Genomic DNA, 21056 nt, shown 5'->3' on the forward strand with positions numbered 1-21056 from the left:
CCCTCTATCCCTACGGACACGGCGGAGAAGTGTGTACCGGTCGAATTCTCATTTCTACGTTGAGCATCAGACGCCGCTTGCCGAGGTCTCGGATTCAATTCCTTATATACGATCGCAAATTGTGCCACACGGCGCGATCAGTCCTGAACCGTCTAGCCTGCGACCATGAAAATACTCTTATAGGAGGCGAAGGAGGTTTGTGCGCATCTATGACTCTGCTTCTCTCTCGAGCGGAGCCAACCTTATCCTCGCTGGGGAGCATAGACTATCGGGTTAGGTACCTCGACTCAGTGCGACTTCTTCCTGCGTTTTGTCCGGCAACGTGTCTCCGACCTTAATTCAGTCAGCAACGCTTCCGCCTCTTGTCGATTCCACACAGCTCTACCACGGCTCATTGTGCGGTACGGCTTCAATCTCGTACGGAAAAAGCGCCGAACACTGCGGACATCGACCCTAGCAGCGTGCGCTATCTCACCGGTCAATATGTAACGGCGACCGAACTCCTCGACGCTTGCGCGCAACGGACGGCGAAGGCCATTCGATAACCTAACGAACTCAATCATCCCTTGATTGAGCAATGAATTAATCATTTCTGGACCTGCGTTGAGATACTCACAAGCTGAGATTGTCGTTATAATTGACAATTCTGTCGACCCGCCCAGATCCTTGGATGCCGCTGAAGCGAGCATTTCCTCTACTGAACCCTTCCTCACAAGGATTCTCTCAACTAAAACGGCGCCTGAATCAAGTACGCCTTCCACCCTGATGGATCGGGCAAGAACAGCCGCAATAGCAGGAATCCAAGGCTTCGGAACTTGTCTCATGCCCTTGACGCATTCCGCAAGGGGAATGCAGCCGCGGGGCCGAACGGGCACTAACGGCCCAAGACTGATCAACTTGTGACAGAACGTTTCCGTCTCCGACCGGCGGAACCAAGTTCCACGTCCAGCCATCACCACCGCAGGTCCACTCCCCAACCTGAGTTCCCCCATCTTTGCAAGTGTCACCAAGGCATGTTCCGGGAGCCCGGTCTTTGCAGTTACATCCCGCCGTTCTTCAAGGCCATTTCGCTCTTCGTTCCAAGCCAGGACTTGGTCTGCCTTCAAGAATACAGGCGATCTCATATTGTTTGGTGCGCGCAAGACCTCAAGCTCAGGTACACCCAAGAGGCGCGTCAAGACACATGGGTGTATGTTGCAGCGGTCGGCTGTCTGCCGAAGCGTAAGAAACCCAGCATGCTCGCCACGGGATCGACGATCGGGGCCACGCATCACAATATCGGTAGTCGATGCATAGTAGTTCCGTATCGCATCATCGAGGAGCGCACGAACTTGAGGTGGATTGGCTCTATTGAACCTGAACTTGAACAGTGGGCCAATGTCCCTAAAGACGCCATACACCCCCGTGCGCCTGACCTGATCTGAGCGCAATCGATCGCAAAGCGAGTAAAACGATCCGGGCCAGCCCAGTACTACTCGTGCCCCTCTCGCAAGATCTGATGCATTCCATCCCGTGAAATCGTTCGCTTTCACCGTACGCCGAGAGAAGCCACCAAGTACCTCATCCTTCACGAGGTAAGAAAAGCGGATGCAAAGGTCCAAAAGATCGGTGTTGCTCCAGTCCGACAAGCATTCAGGAACCAAGCAACGAACTGCTGCGCGGACCTCTGGGTCTGGGTCTACGAGGCCGGAAGCGAACGCGCAAGGTTCTTGATCCTCCTCTGCGACGCGTTCAGCCGAGAAGTCACGGAGATCGGCTCCGCAATGCTCGCACAACTCCGGCATGTGAGGATGGCGCCAACCCAGATAGCGTCCACATGCGGGATTTTGGCACCGATCGACGAGACAGCCCATTGTCTCCCGATCGAACGGGAAGGGGCGAAGCTCCCACATCGCGCGGTGATAAGGTCTTAATGCCAGGGCAGCCGGTGATACTCGCCGGCGGCGGCTTTCTCGGTATGACGCGGGAACGGGTATGCCGAAGAACTGGATAAAGGGTGTCTCTCTCCCCTCGAATTCGGTGCTTCGGTACATTCGCCTCTCAACCTCCTCAACGGGGATGTCCAGAAGTCGGGCAAGATCCGGAGCGCGATGCTGGTGGACGATGGGCAACGTCTCCGGTCGCAACGTGTCGATCCGAGCGAGTGTTACGGATCGCTTGCGCCTAGGCACCATATGACGGGCGCACACGTGCGCGAAATGCCCCAGCAGGCTTTCGTCCCGTTCGGGTCGCAGGGGAAACGGAAATGGCTTGATCGGATCGTCGGGTCCGCTCCCAGCGCCGTCCCTGGGAGTAAGCGCAGAAAGGTGGACTTCAACCCAATCGGGCATTTACTGCCTCCGGATAAGTTTGCTGGGACCATTCCTAAATGGATTGGTTTTGCAGACCCCAAGCGGGATAGCCCATCCCGCCGTGGCGTTTGCGAGATCTTCCCGAGTGATTATCTCGCGCTCGGTCTCAGGATGAGCCGCGACCCGGCGCACCATCGGCTCGATCGCATGTCGCACGAGCTTCGAGATCACTCCCGTATTCGAGCCGGTCACGCCCTCCCACGTTTCCATCGATATCTCCGCGAAGCATGCCGGGAGATCGTCCGCTAAAAGTCCGGATTCGCCCTTTGTGATACCCTTACGCGCGCAGGCGTCGTCGAGCTTGCCAATATATCCAAGTATCAATGTTGCTCCCTCATCGGTGGATAAGTCGGCAGGGTAGATCAGGATTGGCGGGCGACATCGATTGCGGATCTCCCGAGACAAACAGAATGATGCCAGCAATTCCTCGGTGCCCATTGCGATGATTGCGAACTGGGCGCGGTTGGTGATCGACTTGAGCGTCCGCAGCAAATAGACCGTATGCTTGCTGGCGCTCTCGTCCTGGTTCACGATATTGTGCATCTCATCAATGAACATGATGTCCGTCGGGCGGAGCGTTGCAAAGTGTTCCATTCTGGTGCGCTTTTCCTCCGGTGTTCCGACTTCGGGAAAGTTGCATCCAAACCCCTTGAGGAGATCCGAGAAGAAAGTTCTGACCAACGTGTCAGGACGTAGTTCGGTGTAGATCGCCGGGACGGTCCTGTCTGTATGGCCTTCGCGGCGGCGGACACCCTCGACGAAAGTCTGCGCGTTCGTCGTCTTTCCCATTCCGGACTGGGCAATCACCGGCTGGATCAACGCGGGATATTTGGCGAGCCCCTCCCCGGTCGTATCCCCACGCTTGCGCAGATAAAATCTCGCCTTCATGACCTCGTCCCGCATCATCTCGAACGTCCGGTGCGCCTCAACGAGCCGAGGGTGCATGAAGCAGATAGTCTCGAAAGTAGCCTGAAGTTCTCCGATGTGGCGGAGCAGTTCACGCTCCTCCGGTTGCATGATCACATTATCGATATCGATGTCGAGAAAGTCCATTCGGGTTCCCCTCTCTTATGCTCCACCTGAGCGTCCACCGCGATTAGACACAAGACTATCGGGTCCCTTCGTGCCATCGGGTGCCGGCTCCAAAACCTGCGTATTCTCTGGAGTTGCTATTGYTCTGCTTCCCCACCCGGGACCAAGATTGTTCATGAAAGCCTTGGGATCTGGGACCTTCAGTAAGGTGTCCCAATTCTGATGCGGACGCTGGGCCGGGCTATCGTGCTTGTCTGGGTCGGGCTGATCACATTGCTTAGCCTTGATCGCAGCCTGCACCTTCTTATGCCGTATCGCCGCCTTTTGTGCCTGTGCTGCCTTCTTGCTGAGGTGCTGTTTGGGCGGACGGCCCCGGTCTTCCCGCTGGCGATCAAGATCGACTGGAAGGGCCAATAGGCGAGCACGTCCGTCAACGGATGACGGAACTTCCTCGAACTTGACGATATCTCCCTGGGGCATACCCGGGTCGGCGAGTTTTTCGCGTAGACGATGCTGGTTCAAACGCGCCTCGACCTGACGCTCGGGGACAGCCTTCTCCATCATCCTGCAAAGTTCATTGCGCGTGCGGGCCCGGTCAGCGGGCGAATGGAACGCCTCGTTCGCGGCCTTGTTGGCGGCCTTCATGGCCTCATAGACGTCCTCTGGCAGATCCCGCACGTATTCAGCATGATCGGCCGCAGCTTTGATTGTCACAAACCGGTTGCGCCCTTCGACGTATAGATTGAAGTGGTCGATGTTCTCTGGGTCGATCGTGCCCCACAGGCCGCTGGCCTTCGCACTCCCGGCCTTCCGCTGGCTGCGGATTGGCTCACCACGCGCCAGTTCCGGAAGGAGCCAGTTCACGATCGATTGATCGTGATAGCGGACGCCGTTGCAGACGAGCCCGGCCTTGTCGAGGGTGATTTCTTTCTTAACGCGTCCCAAAGCTGCCTTGAGGTGGGCGATGTTATCGATCACCGGGATATGGCGTCCCTCCGTATCCTCACGCCAAGCCTGGAGTGGCGCCTTGCCGATCGCAGGATGAGGCTCCATCTGGTACACGTCGCAGATTGCCTTGAGAAGATTGGCCTCGAATTCCTCGGTCGATGCTGTCTTCGTCTTGGACGGGTTATAACCCCAACGCCGCAATATGTGGGCAGGCAGTGGCACGCTCCCCGCCGACCGGTGAAAGCACATCTTATTGATGGTGTCGAAGATCCTCTCACCGATCGCCTTGGCCTGGGGGTTTCTCTTGCGCGGCCATTCTACGCCCGTTCCTATCAACTTCATCCCCTGTCGGAATGACGGTCCCTTGTGCGCCCATTCATGGTCTACGACGACGCGGGTTGCCTTTCCGTACGCCTCCATGCCGTTTTCGAGATGGGCGAACTTGTCCTTGATCCAGTTCTTGGGCTGGTTGATGCGCTTGACGAGCTCGGCGGCGGTTGACGTGCACGGCCGTCGGTAGGTTACGAAGTATGCCAGGATGACGCGGGTGAAGACATCGATCGCCAAGGTTACCCAGGGGCGGCCCCGAACCCATTTTCGTAACGGGTCGTAAATCACCCAAGCGTCTGACTTGGTGTGATCGAAAATGACGATCTCGAGCGGCTTCGTGGCGATCAGGCCTTCGCCGACAGCATGCCATCTCTCCACCGCCCTCGCCCCGCCCCATTTGGTCGTCCAGGTATCGATGCTCTCCAGTTCCTTAATCTTCCTGCGGATTGCGGTATCGCTCGGGCGCTGGCGCTTTCGAGCCTTCCTATTGGTCCGTTTCCGCCGGGCATCGAGATAGTCAAAGACCACATTGATGCGGTTGACTGCCTGCTCGGGCGTGCGGGTGTCGAGCGACCAGTACCAAAGCGCCGCGGTTTTCAGGGCCTTGTGGTATCCGCCGTCCCGGCGTGGCGCCCGCTTTCCCTTCCCTCTCCGATCGATCATTTCCTCGGGCGGGCGGTGTCCCAGGACGCCACGTTCACGCGCCCAGCGCGCGACCGATACGCCACCCGGAATCCAGTAGCTGTACTTCCTGAAATCCGGGCGCTGCGCCACTTTCCGGACCCAGCGGTCCATGGCAGCCTTGCTTTGCGCCGTGTGCTCCGGCTCGGCGTCCCAAGCGTCCAGGTAGGCCTTCCTGACGGCCTCGTCCGACTTCATCGGACCCGGCCTCGGGTCCTCGCGTCCCGCTTTGCGGGCACGGTGGCCTTTGCCGTCGAACGGGAGCCGGCGTAATCGTCCCTCCTCGTGCGCCTTCTCGATCGCCTCCCACGACGTCGGCGGTAGTTCAAGACGGTTAGTCCCTTCATGACGTAACACGTACGTTCTTTCTCCAGGGCGCAACTCCTCGACCCTCCAGGTGTCGGAGGCGCGCCCATCCTCACTTGCTAACTCAATTCGGTCACCTGCTTCGAGAATGTGAAAACGCGTCATGGCTTACCTCGCCCGGGGGTTCTCAGGTTGTTCAATCTTCCTGTGAAGCGGCCTATGGCCCGGCCGTGATGACGCGAGTGTCTGGGGAACGAGGGTGACGATGTTGTCGAAGCAGAAGGGCAGGCGTAAGTCGATCTCGACGATGCGTCGCACCATCATTGCCTTTAACAAGGCGAACCCGCGTTGCCACCCACCCAGCGTCTTGGCGGCCGCACCGAGTGTCGTTGCTCCGCCAACGGCTTCTATGTGCGATCGCACGGCAAGCACATCAGCCAAGGGCACTGCGAGCTTCCCGTCGTCGTGCATATCCCGTATGTTCCGAAAGACGACTTTCGGCAGGTGAATGTCATCTTCCTCAAGGATCTTGAACGTCCAGCCGAGCCCCTCGCAAACATAGCGCGCGAGGTCCAGTTTAAGCTCGTAGCGTGGATCTCTCGCTATTTCCTTCCTGTGTTTCTTGATCTCGGTAATCTGAACACTTCCATCGGCTCGATCCTCATAGACATCCGGGATGTACTCATACGTTTCGTCATCGACGGCGATCTCGATCCTGAGCGGCTGGGCAAGAAACCACACGACGGCCGTATCGGCTTCGCAAACCCACATGTGGTCTCGCTCCAACGGACTCTCCCATGGCAGGCTCCAGCCCGACTTGACAGATGGATACTCCCCAGTCCAAACCGTGTTGCGCAGTCCGATGATCGTCCGGATTGGGCCACCGTCATCGGAGACGTAGATCGTGGCAAGTTGCCGAAGCATCGAGTTCCAGCTCGTAGGACGGTATTGAGACATGACATCCCTCATTCACGTCGCTGTACAGGCGGAGTATCCGCGAAGAGCGAGCGCGACCTCCACCCATGTCCACGTCCGAGTCGGCTAGCGTCGCGTCGGTCGTGGCAGCAAGGGGTTGATCAGGGAGCGTGCGCGGTGCCTTGCATCGGACTTAGCAAGATCGCGAAGGAGCGACTGTGTGTCGTATTCTGATAGCGTCTTTGGGCCGAGCCATGTATCTGCCGTAAGCCAAGCAGATGATGCGTTGTTGGGCGACGCCATGGTGCAGCTTTCCGGGTTCATCGTCGGATAGCCCACACTGTCGATGGGTGAAATTCGGACGGCTCCTATTGTCCTCATGATTGGGTCTATTCGCGCTTCCACACATGGTCGAAACACTCGCTTCCCAACTCGAAGCAGGAAATCGCACGTTTCTGTAGCGATTTCGCCCTGAAGCACTTGGACTCTTCTGCTCGCGATCTTCACCTTTGGACCGTTGTCCACATCCCACTTCCTATACTTTCTGCCAAGTCGCGACCTGCGGGCCGACAAAGCGGCTTCTAGGCAGCACGTGCTTCCATCACCGGGGTTATCGCATCGTTTCTGTTTAGCCGTTGCTAAGAAGCCGCCCGAAGTCATTCGATCGATATGGGGCATGAAAGAGCTCCTGTATATATATTCGGGTAAGTAGGCCGGAACTTCACACGGTTTTCGTATTGCCTGTCGCCTAGGTCTCCGTACTCAAGTTTCCAAAGCAACTGCACAGTGTTGTGCAAATAAGGACCCCGTGGCCTGACTGGGCGCCTGACCACAACTCTTGCATCGCTGTATGCGTGGGCTATTCCTCGGTATCGAAAGCGCCGGTGTAGGTTATAGCGACTCCTCTGTTCGCAGCGCCCAGTGTACGGCGCGTAGTCAGYGGCCTACCGGCGGTCTATCTGTGCAACCCTGCTTTGAACTACATGCGTAAATAGTAGGACATGATCCTCGCTCTTTGAGAAGGAAGAGCTTAAACCTAAAGTTCGCATTGGCTACTTCTGGATTAAATTCCTGTACCCGCTATATGACCTTGGCAGTATGTTCGTAGGCTTGGCCATGGCTAGATTCGGTCTCGCGGAGTCCTTCGGATTTGTTACGCGTGCAATCCTTGCTTTAGGAATGACAGCCTACGGGAATCCCCCAAGGGCTTCGGGAGTCCTTATGCCTATATTCGGTGATCAAGAGCCTCGCCAGTGGTTATTGACACTAAATAAAGTTGCGTAATATGCCGCGAGATGCGGCGCAATGCCGCGCTCAACGGCAGATGAAGCGCACCTTCATAAACAGGTGAAGCTCGTCGATCAGATGACGGCAACTAATGAGAACAGCTTAACGAACCGATACTTGGCATTAGATCCCTTTGGCGACACTTGTTGATCCGGTGCACCCGTAGTGTTCCTGATGAGCTGCGCTGGAAACGGAATGGAAAGGAAATCACGACTCCCCCGGCGTCTTCCTGTGATGATCGATCCACGGGGAAAGTAGGGAAGCGGCAATGATCGCGAGCACGATGCGAAGCACCGCCGAATAAGGTGGCCTAATAGACCTTATCACTCCGCACCGTGGCTACTTGCACAATCAAGAACGGCATCCCGCCGCCCTACCCGAAGGGCTTCCAATGGCGTGTCGTCATCCAGTGCACTGTCCGGTGTCAGAAGCCATTCCAGCCGCATGCAGGGGGCCTTGATCGGCATGACGGACAGGRTCTCGCGCACATTCAGCACGGTCATCGCGTTCTTCAACTGGAACGCCGGGTAGACCGTCCGGCCATCCACATCAAGGGCGATCAGGTCTCCTGCCTCGGTGTGTCGCCGCAGCTCGGTCAGGCTCATGTCGAGCCAGTCGGTCACCAATTCCTCTTCCTACACGCCACCGGCCTTCCGGATCAGCCACCGCTTGAGTTCATCGACGTCGGGAGGCTGAACTGCATCGGTGCCTTTGTCCGGCCACAGCGACAACGTCGGTGGCGCCTCCCCGGTCAGGAACCGTACGATCGCCCGGCCGTGCCACAAGGCAGTATCGACGGACGACTCGAGGCGTTCCGGCCGGGGATGGCCCGACAGTGGCACGAACGCACCGTCGGCGGCTAGCGCGGCCAGCCAGCCCAGCGCGGCCCAGGCGAGCGTGAAATCCACCAATTTCGGCTCCGGCGACGTCTCGGCGGACGCCGCAAGGACTGTTGCCGCATTGCAGGCGAGTGTGATCATGCTCGCATGCTGCCCGAGGGCTGCTCGGTAGACGCTGCACCGCAGCCTTCCCTCATGGTCATCCTCGGGCAGCGCGAGCATTATCATGTCGATGCGCTGGGCTAGCTTTGCACCGACAACGTCGGAGTCTTCCAAGTCGTTGAGCAGCCCCTGAAACGGGAGGAGTGCCCAGCGCTCAGGTGATTCTAGCCGCTCAAGGCGGGCGATCTCGCCCTTTATCCAGGTAAGACGTCCTGACGGATGCTGTCCTCAAAGAAGGGCATGAGGCGCAGCAGTTCGTCGGGGGACAGGAGCGCCCGTCCGATCAGGATGTGACCCTGACGGGTGTTGTAGGCACGGATTTCAGCCGTTCGGACCGTCATGAGCCGTCCCTCCGCAGACGCATACGCAAAAAATCGACGAGCGTTTGCCCGTGGTGTCGTGCGGTGTGTGCTGGCGCGTCGCAGCGGATGGGTCTCGGTTGCCCCACCAGTGCAGGGTCACCTGCCGCCACCTCGGCCAGCCAGCCCAGCGCGGTGGCGATCAGTTGATAGTCGGCTTCGGCCGGCGATCGGGCCTCGGCTGAAACCAAGGCAAGTGAGACTGCCGTGCTCGCAACGTCGACTTTGGCCTCCCTCACCCCGAGCGCCGCCCGGTAATAGCTGCACCGAAGCCACCCCTCGTGATAGGCCGTGGGGAATGCGAGCATCAGACGATCAACGATCGGACGCAAATGCCACTGGGTTGAGGCTCGATTGCTTGCCACCTGTCGCAAGTGCTGAGCGTGATGGATGATCGACGCTTCGCAGTCATTCCAGTCATCGGGTTTGTATCCGTCACGTTCGATGCCCCCTAGCAAGCGCCCGGCGTAGTGGCGCATGTCCTCGTGGAGGCTATCCTTGAAGAAGGGCATCCCGCGCAGGAGTTCGATGGCCTCGGGCCATCCTCGTCCCGCGAGAATGTCCCTCATCCGTTCCGGAGGATCGTTCGCTTGCGGCGCAACGGCAGCCGGATGTCGGACATGGCCACCGGCTTCCACGCGTGTGGCCTGGCGATCGGTACCCGTGCCGGCATTCACGTCAGCCGGCCCGCCGGGCGTCCGTCGGCTTTCCTCATCCGTCGGGAGCGGATGTGCCCTGAGCCTGCTCAGATACACCCGGCAGCGGCGGTGCTCGGTGAGCGCCCAAGGCGGTAGGGCATCCACCACTTGGCGAACGAGCCCGACCAAGTGCTGATCAGCCGTGAGGCGATCCCTCGCGCCTTCCCGCAACGAACGGAGGGCGGCGGGATACCCCGAGCGGTCCCAGCCCGTGTCCGGCTCCTCCGTCTCTCGCCGCAACATGCGCTCTGCCCAGATGCACATATCGGCACGGATGCTGTCCCAGTAGAAGGGGAATCCGGCTTCGAGTTCCGCGCCTTTCGGGAACCTTCGCCCCGCACGGATGTCCGAAATAATCCTGCTGTTCATGGAGCCTCCCTTACGACACCCAAGGCCTGTTCCTCGTAAGCCGCCGCGTCAGGTCGGCTGGGACGCTGCCGGCGCGACAGCGTCGAGCGCATCGACAGGCCTCGGACGCGATCCGGATGCCGGACGTGCGGATCACGCGTCCCGCCCCGGGGATCGGCGAATGCCCCAAGTCCGCGGCGACAGGCACGCCATCGGGAACCCCGCTTTCCTCCGGAAGTCCGTGACTGGGCCATGCATCCGTCCTCCATGCGCACGGATTGAGGTCAGTGCCGCACGTCCCTGCTCGCCAGAACCACCTCAATCACGCTTCGCAGCTTGCGCAATGAACCGCCCGGCCATGCCTTCGCCACGGCTTCGATCTCGATCCCGTCCAGCGGGCTGCCCCAGCGGGGATCCAGTCCTTGCTCGGCAAGGAGTTCCGCGAGGATCTGACGGCTGAGTGTCGCGAGGTGGTCCCGTCCGGGTTCGGGAAAGGGGATGACTCGGCAGCGGTCCCGGAGCGGGGCCGAAAGTCCCTCGAGAGAGTTCGCCGTCATCAGCCATGTGACATGGGAGAGGTCACACGGCGCTTGGACATAGGGATCGTGAAAGCGCGACGCCGTCTCCCGTTCCAGGAACGCGAGCAGTGCGTCATGGGCCTGACCGTTGTGACGGGAAGTCCCGACCTTCTCGATCTCGTCCAGGATCGCACCGGGTCCTGCGACCTTGTAGCGGAGAATAAGGGCAACTGGCAGGGACGGCTCGCCCGTCGACCATCGCCGTGGGGTACCCGCGAATGTTCCGTCTGAAACACCTCCGCATGGGATCATGTCGTGTGGCAGGTCGAGTACTGTCAGAAGTCGGTTCGCGAAGCGGGACTTTCCGCATCCAGGAGAGCCGACAAGGATGGTCGGGCGGATCTGGACATGGGATCGGAGCGCGACGTCCCGGAGAATGGAGTCGATTGCGGCCGTCGCATACGGGAACTCTGCCCTCAATGTTGCGCGTGCCGCCTTGAGGTCAGGCGGCGGTACCAGGGGCAGAGCCTTTCCGGTGAGCCCCTCGAGCTCCTTCGTGACCTTCTTCCCTTCCCCCGTATTCGCATTGCCGATCTGGCTGAAAATGACCACCGAGGGCACCACGGCAGCTCCCGGGCACCCCATCGGGATCGAGACGTTCGGGGTCTTTACGGTTTCGCTCGCCGCCAGCTTTCCGCGTGCAGTCTCCTCGTCGACAATTGCGGCGAGCAGAGCCTCTTGAGTTTGGTGTTCCACAAGCTCGACGAGCAATCCCCCATAATGGTCAACCATGATCGCTGGCTCGGCCCGGCATGCTACTCGGCTCTCACGCCCGAGATAGGCATACTCAGGATCGGACGTTGCGAAGAAGAGCCAACCCAGTGCGGCCTTGACCATCGTAAGGGCCGTCGCCGGCTCCCTCGAGTATGACTGCATCGCAAGAGCCATGAGGACGGCATCGCGGGCGAGTGCGAGCGCGGCGCGAGGATCACAAAGGTGCGCGAGATAGATCCGGCACCGCAGTCGCCAGGACCGGACACCATCTGGAAGACTGGCCGTGGCCTCTTCAAGGATGTCCATCAGTGCCCTGACCTCATCTGCGCCCGGACTGACGGTGGCTTCACGGCCAGCCGGCAGAGGCGCACCAGCTCCTTCTAACGCCCGGGCACCTCCTCCGGCGGGATCTCGACGCCAAGATCGCCGCGGGCGACCATGACCGCGTCGGACAGGCGGACGATGTCCTCGATGTGGTCAAGCGCCGAAGGCTTCTCAATCTTCGCCAAAAGGCCGGCCCGCTCGCCGATCAGAGCGCGCGCCTCGAGCATGTCGGATGGCCGCTGAACGAACGACAAGGCAATCCAGTCGACGCCGAGCTCAAGCCCGAAGGCGAGATCGGACCGGTCCTTTGCAGTCAAAGGTGACAGGTTCAGCACCGTGCCCGGCAGGTTGACGCCCTTGCGGTTGCTGATTTTGCCAGCCGTGACGACCCTGGCCTCGATGGAGTCGTTGCCGAGTCCCGTCACCTTGACCCGAACGCGGCCGTCATCGATCAGCAGGTCCTGCCCCGGGAGGATCGCTGCGAAGATCTCCGGATGTGGAAGCGGGATCGAGGTCCCATCGCCGTCCTTGCCCTCGAGGACGAACCGGATTGCCTCGCCCTCGGACAGGGCCAATGCGCCGTCCTTGAGCGTGCCGATCCGGATCTTCGGTCCTTGCAGATCCTGGAGGATGCCGATGGGTCGTCCGATATCCTTCTCAAGCGCCCGGATGGCGGCGTGGACGGCGGCATGATCCTGATGGGTCCCGTGGCTGAAGTTCAGCCGGAAGGTGTCGACCCCAGCGAGGAAGAGCTCCCGCAGCTTGTCCGGCGATGCGCTCGCCGGTCCGACGGTCGCGACGATCTTGGCATGGCGTTGTCGGCGCATGGTTCAGCCGGCGTTGATCGCCGCCTCCTGGGTGATGAGTATCGCGCGGAAGTCATTGACGTTCGTGAGGGTCGGCCCGGTCACGATGCCGTCGCCGAGCGCCTCGAAGAAGCCGTGGCCGTCGTTGTCGGCAAGGCTCCCCTTGACGCCGATGCCCTTGGCCCCGGCACGGGCGATGCTGTCCGGCCTGAGGTAGGCCCCGGCGATCTCCTCAAGGCCATCAACGCCATCGGTATCCCCCGCGAGGGCATGGATACCAGGGTGGCCGTCGAGGGTTGCGGCAAGCGAGAGCAGGAACTCGACGTTGCGCCCGCCGCGCCCCTGCCCCCGCACCGTCACCGTCGACTCGCCGCCGGACAGGAGCACGCATGGTGGGGTGAAGGGCTGGCCTCTTCGCGCCGTTTGCAGCGCAATGCCACCCATGACCTTCCCGACATCCCGGGCTTCCCCCTCGATGGCATCCCCAAGGATATGCGAGGCAAGACCATGTTGGGCCGACACCCTGGCCGCAGCCTCCAGGGCCATCTGGGGCGTGGCGATCATCCGGATGTCGACTTTCGCGAGGCGCTCGTCCCCCGGCTTGATCGTCTCGCCCCGACCGCTGGTGAGGACCTCCAGAACGGCAGGTGCCGGCTTGATCCCGTAGCGGTCCAGGATCTCGAGCGCATCCGCACAGGTGGTGGGATCCGGCACGGTCGGACCGGAGGCGATGTTGATCGGGTCGTCACCAGGAACGTCGGAGATCAGGAGCGTAACAACCTTTGCGGGGTGGCACGCCGCTGCCAGCCGGCCGCCCTTTATGGCGGAGAGATGCCGGCGGACACAGTTCATCTCGCCAATCGTCGCCCCCGAGCGCAGCAGCGCCTTGTTCACCTCCTGCTTGTCCTCGAGCGTCAGGCCCTCGATCGGTAGCGCAAGGAGTGCCGAGCCGCCGCCCGAGATCAGGCACAGCACGAGATCGTCGGGCGTGAGATCGGAGACAAGGCCGATGATCTCGCGTGCCGCCTCGAAGCCCGACATGTCAGGAACCGGGTGGGCCGCCTCAAGGACTTGGATGCGGGACGTGGGCGCGGCATGGCCGTACCGCGTAACGACGAACCCGGACAGGTCGCCCGTCCAGTGCTGCTCTACCGCCCGCGCCATCGAAGCCGCGGCCTTGCCGGCTCCGATGACGATGGTGCGTCCCTGCGGCGGGTCCGGCAAGTTCGGAGGCACGCATCGAGCCGGGTCAGCCGCTGCGATAGCGGCGTCGAACATCGCTTGCAGGATTGCACGTGGCTGGAGCATCGGCGCTGCCCGTCCTTATGCGTTGTCGCCATGAATGGCTGCGATGACGGCGTCCGTAACCTGACGGGTCGTCGCCTGACCGCCGAGGTCCGGCGTATGCAGCGACGGATCGGCCGTGACCCGTTCGATCGCCCGCATCAGGCGATCGGCCGCGGGCTTCTCACCCAGATGCTCCAGCATCATGGTTGCGGTCCAGAASSTGSCGACGGGATTGGCGATGCCCTTGCCGGTGATRTCGAAGGCGGAACCGTGGATCGGCTCGAACATGGATGGGAACTTGCGCTCCGGATTAATGTTCGCCGTCGGCGCGATGCCGAGCGAGCCTGCGAGAGCCGCAGCCAGATCGGACAGGATGTCCGCATGCAGGTTGGTCGCGACAATGGTGTCAAGGGTCTGCGGCTTCAGCGTCATGCGCATGGTCATGGCATCGACCAGCATCTTGTCCCAGGTCACATCGGGAAAGTCCTGTGCCACCTCGGCCGCGATCTCGTCCCACATCACCATGCCGTGCCGCTGGGCATTGGACTTGGTGACTACAGTCAGCAGCTTGCGCGGACGCGAGCGTGCGATCTCGAACGCAAACCGCATGATGCGGGTGACACCGGCGCGGGTGAAGATCGAGACCTCAGTTGCCACCTCCTCGGGCAGTCCCCGGTGAGAGCGCCCACCCTGACCGGCATATTCGCCCTCGGAGTTCTCGCGCACGATCACCCAGTCGAGGTCCTTGGCCGCTACGTTACGAAGAGGGCCCTCGATGCCCGGCAGGATACGGGTTGGGCGCACATTGGCGTACTGGTCGAAAGGCTGGCAGATGGCGAGGCGCAGCCCCCACAACGTAATGTGGTCCGGCACGTCGGGCGCACCCACGGCGCCGAAATAGATTGAGTCGAAGCTCTTCAGGGTCTCGCGGCCGTTCTCCGGCATCATGATCCCATGCTTCTTGTAGTAGTCCGAGCCCCAGTCGAACGTCTCAACATCGAGCTTGAAGCCTCCGTCGCGGTCGGCCAAAGCCTGGAGGACCTCTACGCCGGCGGCGATGACTTCCTTGCCGATGCCATCACCAGGGACGGCTGCGATCCTGTAGCTGTTCATTGTCTTGTCCTTTTCGCTGTGACCGCTGACATATTGCGGTCAGGATATGAGTTCGCCTTTGTGCTTGGCCCTCTAGCCGAGGGCGTCGGCAACAGCCTTGCCCGTGGTTTCGGTTCCGGCATTGCCGCCGAGATCGCGCGTGCGCAGGGTTCGCTCGCTCAGCACGTCCTCGATCGCCTGAACAATGGCCGCGGCCGCTTCGCCCTCGCCCAGATGCTCCAGCATCATGGCGCCGGCCCAGATCTGGCCGATCGGGTTTGCAATTCCCTGCCCGGCAATGTCCGGAGCCGAACCGTGGACGGGCTCGAACAGCGACGGGAAATCACTGCCAGGATTGATGTTGCCTGATGGCGCGATGCCGATCGTTCCCGTGCACGCTGGGCCGAGATCGGACAGGATGTCGCCGAACAGGTTCGAGGCCACGACGACATCGAACCAGTCGGGATGCAGCACGAAGTGGGCTGTGAGAATGTCGATGTGGTACTTGTCCCACTTCACGTCCGGATAGCGCTTGGCCATCTCCTCCACGCGCTCGTCCCAGTACGGCATGGTGATCGAGATGCCGTTCGACTTCGTAGCCGAGGTCAGATGCTTCTTGGGGCGCTTCTGTGCGAGGTCGAAGGCGAATTGCAGCACGCGGTCGACGCCGATGCGCGTCATGACGGTTTCCTGGATGACGACTTCGCGCTCGGTGCCCGGGAACATCTTGCCGCCGATGGACGAGTACTCGCCTTCCGTGTTCTCGCGCACGACCCAGAAGTCGATGTCGCCAGGCTTGCGGTTGGCGAGCGGCGTCGGCACGCCGGGCATCAGGCGCACGGGCCGCAGGTTGATGTACTGGTCGAACTCGCGCCGGAACTGAAGCAGCGAGCCCCAGAGGGAGACGTGATCCGGGATCTTCTCCGGCCAGCCGACCGCTCCGAAGAAGATGGCATCGTGGGAGCCGATCTGCTCCTTCCAGTCCTCCGGCAGCATGCGGCCGTGCTTGGCATAGTAGTCGTAGGACGCGAAGTCGAAGTGGTCGAGTTGCAGGTCGAAGCCGAACTTCTTGGCAGCGGCTTCCAGGACACGCACACCTTCGGGCGTCGTTTCCTTGCCAATGCCATCACCGGGGATGACCGCCAGCCGATACCGCTTCTTATGATCCTGTGCCATGTGAGGTCCTGTTCGTCGGTAAAGTGTGCCTGAAAGGCCGATTTGGGATTACGCGGTCGCGGCTGATCCCTGAAATCGCCGCGGCCGCGATCCGTTCAGGGCGCCGACCACGCGGTTGTCAGTTGCTACTGCTACTGCTGCCCCGTCACGCCTGCGCCCTTGATGATCGGGACCCATTTGTCGATTTCCGAGCTGACGAGTTGGGCGAGAGCCTCGGGCGTCTGGCCAGCCTCGTCCGGGAGCTCGGCACCGAGGTCGAGGAGACGCTTGCGTGTGGTCTCGTCCTTGAGGGCGGCCTTGGCGGCGGCATTCAACTTCGTGACGATCTCCTTGGGCGTGCCCTTGGGTGCGAAGAGCGCGTTCCAGCCCGTCGCCTGGAACTGCGGCAGCCCCTGCTCAGCCGATGTTGGGACATCCGGGACAACCGGAAGGCGGTTCTGGACCGCTACGACCAGTCCGTTGGCCTGCTTTCCCTGGACAGTCGGCACGATGGCGACGGTCTGGTCACAGACATAGTCGACTTGGCCACCGAGCAATGCGTTCAGGGCCGGACCCGAGCCGCGGAACGGAACGTGCTGCGGCTTCACGCCCAGAAGGGACTCCATGAACAGGCACGTCAGGTGCGAGGTCGAGCCAACGCCGCCCGAGCCATAGTTCATCTTGGGAGCATTGGCCTTCAGGTAGGCGATGAATTCCTTGAAGTCCTTGACCGGCAAATCCTTCTTCGCGACCACGAGCATCGGCGTCGACGCCGAGTTCATGATCGGTTCGAAGTCGGTGCGCGGATCATAGGCCAGCTTTGGGTAAAGGCCGACGCTCGCTGCCTGTGTTCCCAGATTGCCCATCAGGATCGTGTAGCCGTCCGGCTCAGCCTTGGCGACCCGTGTGACGCCGACCGTACCACCGGCACCGGTGACGTTCTCGACTACGAGCTGCTGACCAAGAGTGCGGCCCATGTAATCGGCCATGAAGCGGGCAACCACGTCGGTCGTTCCGCCGGCGGTGAACGGAACCACCAGAGTGATCGGCCGTGTCGGATAGGTGCCCTGTGCCTGTGCGGCTGTCGCAACGAAGCCGAAAGCCGCGGCGAGAGTGAAGAGAGTTCGTTTCATGTGCATTTCCTTCCCTGGTTGATTGGTGTTGTCGGAATACTGGCGCCACACACGTGCCACTCGTTACTCAACAAAGACCTCGTCCCGTCCCTTCCGGATGGTCGGAAGGAGTGCGAGGGCGAGGATGATAAGTGCCACCGCGAGCAGGCCGGCACTGATTGGATGATCGAGGAATGTCATCATGTCGCCGCGAGAGATGAGGAGGGCGCGGCGCAGGTTCTCCTCCATCAGCTTGCCGAGCACGAAGCCGAGCAGCATCGGCGCCGGCTCGAAGCCGAACTTGATCAGGGCGTAACCAACGATCCCGAAGAATCCGATGAACATGACATCGGTCGGCAGCGAGTTGATCGAATAGATGCCGATGCAGCAGAACATCAGGATCGCCGGGAACATCAGGCGATAAGGTACCTTGAGCAGGCGAACCCAGAGGCCCACTAAGGGAAGATTGATGACGAGCAGCAGCAGATTGCCGATCCACATCGACGYGATCATGCCCCAGAACAGGTTCGGGTTCTTGGTCATCACCTGAGGGCCCGGGATGATGCCGTGGATGGTCATGGCACCGACCATCAGGGCCATCACGGCATTCGGCGGAATCCCTAAGGTCAGGAGCGGGATGAACGAGGTTTGCGCACCGGCGTTATTGGCGCTCTCCGGACCAGCCACGCCCTCGATGGCGCCGCGGYCGAAGCGGCTTGGATCCTTGGCAAGCTTCTTCTCGACCGTATAGGAGGCGAACGGCCCCAGCACCGCGCCGTTGCCGGGCAGGATGCCCAGGATCGCACCGATCAAGGTGCCACGCAGGACCGGTTTGTAGGACTGCTTGAAGTCGTCCTTGTTGGGCAGAAGCCGGCCGATGGCCTTGTGCACCACGTCCCGGTGCTCCGTGTGGTCGAGGTTGCGCATGATCTCGGCGATGCCGAAGATGCCCATGGCCAGCACGGCGAAGTCGATGCCGTCTGCCAGGAACGGCAGACCGAAGGTCATGCGCTCCTCGCCCGTCTCGAGATCCGTGCCGACGGTGGAGAGCAGAACGCCCACCAGGATCATGGCGATGGCCTTCAGGATCGAGCCGCGGGCCAGCACGACCGCGAAGACGAGGCCCATCAGCATCAGCGAGAAATATTCTGCTGGACCGAACACCAAGGCGAGGCCCGTGAGTGGAGCGCCTAGTGCTGCGATCACAAGGGTCGCCACGGTGCCGGCGAAGAAGGAGCCGATGGCAGCAACGCCGAGCGCTACGCCTGCGCGGCCCTGGCGGGCCATCTGGTGACCATCGAGAGCCGTGACCACCGAGGTGGCCTCGCCGGGGATGTTGACGAGGATTGCGGTGGTCGAACCGCCGTACTGGGCTCCATAGTAGATGCCGGCCAGCATGATGAGCGCGCCGGTGGGATCAAGCCCGAAGGTGATCGGCAGCAGCATCGCGATGGTGGCGATCGGGCCGACACCCGGCAGCACGCCGATGAGGGTGCCCACGAGGCAGCCCAGGAAAGCAAGCCCCAAGTTCTGGAGCGAAAGCGCCACGCCGAAGCCTAGGCTCAGGTTGGAAATGAGATCACCCATCAGATCCTCCCGCTGTGGTCAGCCACATCGACTTGGACCGTCCTCCGCCTGCGGCGACTGGAAAGGAAGACGATAAGGGCGGCAGCAGCCATAATGATGGCTGTCGCCCGCAGTACCGCCTTCTGCGACCAGTCGGCCGGGAAGAGGCCCGTGAGCGCCTGCGGAAAGACCGGGATCGGCAGGTTGAGCAGGTCGCCGAACAGCACCATGCAGAAAGGGGTCAGGCTGAGCGCGAGGATCACGAGATCCCGCAGGCGGGCCTCAGAAGTGGCGAAACCGCCGATGAGGATCGCCAGGGGACCGGCGAACAGCAGGCCTAGGCCCGGGGTGGTCAAGCCGCCGAAGCCGAAGGGGCGGATGGTGACGGCAAAGGCCAGGATGCCGCCGATCACGAAGACCGGCCCGCGCAGGCTCCAGCGCTCCAGGGCGTCGCCATCTTTTCGAAACGCCGGGATGATCAGGGCCAGGCCACACAGCCCGACGGCGTAAGCCAGCCATCGTGGCAGGAGAGCGGGACCCACGGCCCCAAGCGTCCCTTGCTCAAGATCACGGGTAAGCCACAGCGCCAAGGCAGCCAGAAGCACGAGGGTCGCTCCGGCGACCAGGTTCTGGGGGCCTCGTACGACGCCAAGGCTCGAGCGGGCTGAGTAATGTCTCTTAAGCCCGGCCGTCGGCGTATTCACCGTCGGATCCATGCGCGTTCCTCCTGAAAATGCCGCTGCTTCTTGTGAGCACCTGGTTGGCTGCGGTCAGGGTCGCAGCTTCCATGGAAGCTGGCATACATTCAGGGATGACAGCACAGGATCGTTCTGTCAACCATCCATTCATACTTGCATGGAAGCCCCGACATAGGGCAGAGTGAAGCAGGAGGGCACGCTGGTGGACAAGCTGCACGTGCGGGCAAAGCAGGAGCCCGAGAAAAAACCGTCGCTGGTCGAGGACGCCTACAAGGCGCTCAAGGATGCGATCCGCAACAATGTCTTTCCGCCCGGCTACCAGGGCTCCGAGCAGGAGATTGCCTTGCGGCTCGGCATGAGCCGGACCCCGGTTCATGAAGCCATCATCCGGCTTCAGGAGGATGGCCTCGTTCGCGTGCTCTCCAAACGAGGCGTTACGGTTTGCCCGCTCGCGCCGGAGGACATCCGCGAGATCTACGAGGTGATTATCGCAATCGAGGCCATGGCGGCCGAGCTGCTTGCCGCTCTGCCTGATGGGGAACGGCACCTCGTGGCCGACGAGCTCGAGGAAGCGACGTCAGACATGGAACAGGCTCTCCGGGAGGATGACCTCCTCACGTGGGCTGCCGCGGACGACCTGTTCCACCGTATCCTGGTGGAGCGCTGTGGCAACAGCCGGATCCGCAGGATCGCCCAGACGGTGACCGACCAAGCCCACCGGGCGCGGATGCTCACGCTCAGGCTTCGATCCAGGCCGACCGGTTCGATCGCGGCCCACAGAGACATCATCGCCGCGATCCGGAAGGGCAAAGCCGCCGAGGCCCACCAACGCGCCCGTCAACATCGCATCGGCGCCCGCGATGAACTCGTTCCGCTGATCGTAAGCGTCGGCATCAAGCATCTCTGACAAATCCGCTCGAAAGGAAGACGGCTCCATGGATATCCACATTGCAGGGACGTTCCCGACGAAGCAGGCTTCGGCCGATGCGTTCACGGGAACTGTTTGGCATGACCCCATCATCGACGCCCCTCCTCCGTCACGCATCCGCGCGAACCGTGTGACCTTCGAACCCGGTGCCCGAACGGCATGGCACACCCACCCACTCGGACAGACCCTTCACGTGATCCTGGGTGTTGGGCGCGTGCAAACCTGGGGCGGGCCGGTCAGGGAGATCAAGGCTGGCGATACTGTGTGGATCCCGCCGGGCGAGAAGCACTGGCACGGGGCAGCACCCCGAACCGGCATGGTTCATATCGCCATGCAGGAGGCCCTGGACGGCTCTCATGTCACTTGGCTGGAGCACGTCACTGACGAGCAGTACGGCCTGCAACCTGACGCCTAGGTTGCCCAGTTCGACAAGGAACGTAGTCAAGGTCGAGCCCTCGCAACGAGTATTGATCATGCCGCCCTCTGGCCGTTGCGCTGATGTGCCAGGCTTCAATCTCAAGTGCGGTCTACCATCGGCGC

At 61.4% G+C, this 21056-nt stretch carries 16 protein-coding genes and 1 pseudogene; 2 read left to right on the plus strand and 15 right to left on the minus strand.

Annotated features, from left to right (window positions below; all coding sequences use genetic code 11):
- Nucleotides 1-2330 precede the first annotated feature (2330 nt).
- The 15 genes and pseudogenes from ACXJKO_RS15930 to ACXJKO_RS16000 all read right to left on the minus strand — a co-directional run bounded on the left by ACXJKO_RS15930 (nt 2331) and on the right by ACXJKO_RS16000 (nt 19606).
- Nucleotides 2331-3404: a TniB family NTP-binding protein gene (locus ACXJKO_RS15930; RefSeq protein ID WP_457092065.1), complete on the minus strand. Its 1074-nt coding sequence runs from the start codon at nt 3402-3404 to the stop codon at nt 2331-2333.
- A gap of 15 nt (nt 3405-3419) precedes the next feature.
- Entirely contained in the window at nt 3420-5813 is a 2394-nt protein-coding gene (locus ACXJKO_RS15935; RefSeq protein ID WP_457092066.1) for a hypothetical protein, read from the minus strand.
- 3 nt (nt 5814-5816) lie between these two features.
- A complete protein-coding gene (locus ACXJKO_RS15940; protein WP_457092067.1) occupies nt 5817-6605 on the minus strand; it encodes a TnsA endonuclease N-terminal domain-containing protein in 789 nt (262 codons plus the stop codon).
- A gap of 1568 nt (nt 6606-8173) precedes the next feature.
- Nucleotides 8174-8473: a hypothetical protein gene (locus ACXJKO_RS15945; RefSeq protein WP_457092068.1), complete on the minus strand. Its 300-nt coding sequence runs from the start codon at nt 8471-8473 to the stop codon at nt 8174-8176.
- Between the two features lie 12 nt (nt 8474-8485).
- Complete coding sequence (locus ACXJKO_RS15950; protein ID WP_457092069.1) at nt 8486-8830, minus strand: hypothetical protein; 345 nt, start codon at nt 8828-8830, stop codon at nt 8486-8488.
- A 215-nt stretch (nt 8831-9045) separates the two neighbouring features.
- Nucleotides 9046-9192, minus strand: coding sequence for a hypothetical protein (locus ACXJKO_RS15955; protein WP_457092070.1), 147 nt, complete (start codon nt 9190-9192; stop codon nt 9046-9048).
- Nucleotides 9189-10277: a hypothetical protein gene (locus ACXJKO_RS15960; protein ID WP_457092071.1), complete on the minus strand. Its 1089-nt coding sequence runs from the start codon at nt 10275-10277 to the stop codon at nt 9189-9191. The genes ACXJKO_RS15955 and ACXJKO_RS15960 overlap by 4 nt, the downstream gene beginning before the upstream one ends.
- Before the next feature lie 263 nt (nt 10278-10540).
- A complete protein-coding gene (locus ACXJKO_RS15965; RefSeq protein ID WP_457092072.1) occupies nt 10541-11854 on the minus strand; it encodes an AAA family ATPase in 1314 nt (437 codons plus the stop codon).
- A gap of 14 nt (nt 11855-11868) precedes the next feature.
- Nucleotides 11869-12699 (minus strand): annotated as a pseudogene (locus ACXJKO_RS15970) (pyruvate kinase); the annotation flags it as partial.
- 3 nt (nt 12700-12702) lie between these two features.
- A complete protein-coding gene (locus ACXJKO_RS15975) occupies nt 12703-13986 on the minus strand; it encodes a glycerate kinase type-2 family protein (RefSeq protein ID WP_457092073.1) in 1284 nt (427 codons plus the stop codon).
- A gap of 15 nt (nt 13987-14001) precedes the next feature.
- Nucleotides 14002-15078: a tartrate dehydrogenase gene (locus tag ACXJKO_RS15980; protein WP_457092074.1), complete on the minus strand. Its 1077-nt coding sequence runs from the start codon at nt 15076-15078 to the stop codon at nt 14002-14004.
- Between the two features lie 72 nt (nt 15079-15150).
- A complete protein-coding gene (locus ACXJKO_RS15985; protein WP_457092075.1) occupies nt 15151-16233 on the minus strand; it encodes a tartrate dehydrogenase in 1083 nt (360 codons plus the stop codon).
- A 131-nt stretch (nt 16234-16364) separates the two neighbouring features.
- Nucleotides 16365-17345: a tripartite tricarboxylate transporter substrate-binding protein gene (locus tag ACXJKO_RS15990; protein ID WP_457092076.1), complete on the minus strand. Its 981-nt coding sequence runs from the start codon at nt 17343-17345 to the stop codon at nt 16365-16367.
- 63 nt (nt 17346-17408) lie between these two features.
- A complete protein-coding gene (locus ACXJKO_RS15995; RefSeq protein ID WP_457092077.1) occupies nt 17409-18911 on the minus strand; it encodes a tripartite tricarboxylate transporter permease in 1503 nt (500 codons plus the stop codon).
- On the minus strand, nt 18911-19606 hold the full coding sequence (locus tag ACXJKO_RS16000) for a tripartite tricarboxylate transporter TctB family protein (RefSeq protein WP_457092078.1): 696 nt from the start codon (nt 19604-19606) through the stop codon (nt 18911-18913). Before ACXJKO_RS16000 ends, ACXJKO_RS15995 begins: the two co-directional genes overlap by 1 nt.
- A gap of 184 nt (nt 19607-19790) precedes the next feature.
- Between ACXJKO_RS16000 and ACXJKO_RS16005 the strand changes: the two genes are divergently transcribed.
- The gene (locus ACXJKO_RS16005; protein WP_457092079.1) at nt 19791-20495 is read left to right on the plus strand and encodes a GntR family transcriptional regulator; all 705 of its coding nucleotides are present in this window, start codon (nt 19791-19793) and stop codon (nt 20493-20495) included.
- Nucleotides 20496-20523: 28 nt separating this feature from the next.
- Complete coding sequence (locus tag ACXJKO_RS16010) at nt 20524-20931, plus strand: (R)-mandelonitrile lyase (protein ID WP_457092080.1); 408 nt, start codon at nt 20524-20526, stop codon at nt 20929-20931.
- The last annotated feature ends 125 nt before the right edge of the window (nt 20932-21056 follow it).

The organism is Microvirga sp. P5_D2 (assembly GCF_054049475.1).

Excerpts from the sequence above, each read along its gene's own strand:
- ACXJKO_RS15990 (WP_457092076.1), bottom strand. The coding sequence starts at position 17,345 with ATGAAACGAACTCTCTTCACTCTCGCCGCGGCTTTCGGCTTCGTTGCG.
- ACXJKO_RS15930 (WP_457092065.1), bottom strand. The coding sequence starts at position 3,404 with ATGGACTTTCTCGACATCGATATCGATAATGTGATCATGCAACCGGAG.
- ACXJKO_RS15975 (WP_457092073.1), bottom strand. The coding sequence starts at position 13,986 with ATGCTCCAGCCACGTGCAATCCTGCAAGCGATGTTCGACGCCGCTATC.
- ACXJKO_RS15965 (WP_457092072.1), bottom strand. The coding sequence starts at position 11,854 with ATGGACATCCTTGAAGAGGCCACGGCCAGTCTTCCAGATGGTGTCCGG.
- ACXJKO_RS15950 (WP_457092069.1), bottom strand. The coding sequence starts at position 8,830 with ATGATCACACTCGCCTGCAATGCGGCAACAGTCCTTGCGGCGTCCGCC.
- ACXJKO_RS16010 (WP_457092080.1), top strand. The coding sequence starts at position 20,524 with ATGGATATCCACATTGCAGGGACGTTCCCGACGAAGCAGGCTTCGGCC.
- ACXJKO_RS15960 (WP_457092071.1), bottom strand. The coding sequence starts at position 10,277 with ATGAACAGCAGGATTATTTCGGACATCCGTGCGGGGCGAAGGTTCCCG.
- ACXJKO_RS15940 (WP_457092067.1), bottom strand. The coding sequence starts at position 6,605 with ATGTCTCAATACCGTCCTACGAGCTGGAACTCGATGCTTCGGCAACTT.
- ACXJKO_RS15955 (WP_457092070.1), bottom strand. The coding sequence starts at position 9,192 with ATGACGGTCCGAACGGCTGAAATCCGTGCCTACAACACCCGTCAGGGT.
- ACXJKO_RS16000 (WP_457092078.1), bottom strand. The coding sequence starts at position 19,606 with ATGGATCCGACGGTGAATACGCCGACGGCCGGGCTTAAGAGACATTAC.
- ACXJKO_RS15985 (WP_457092075.1), bottom strand. The coding sequence starts at position 16,233 with ATGGCACAGGATCATAAGAAGCGGTATCGGCTGGCGGTCATCCCCGGT.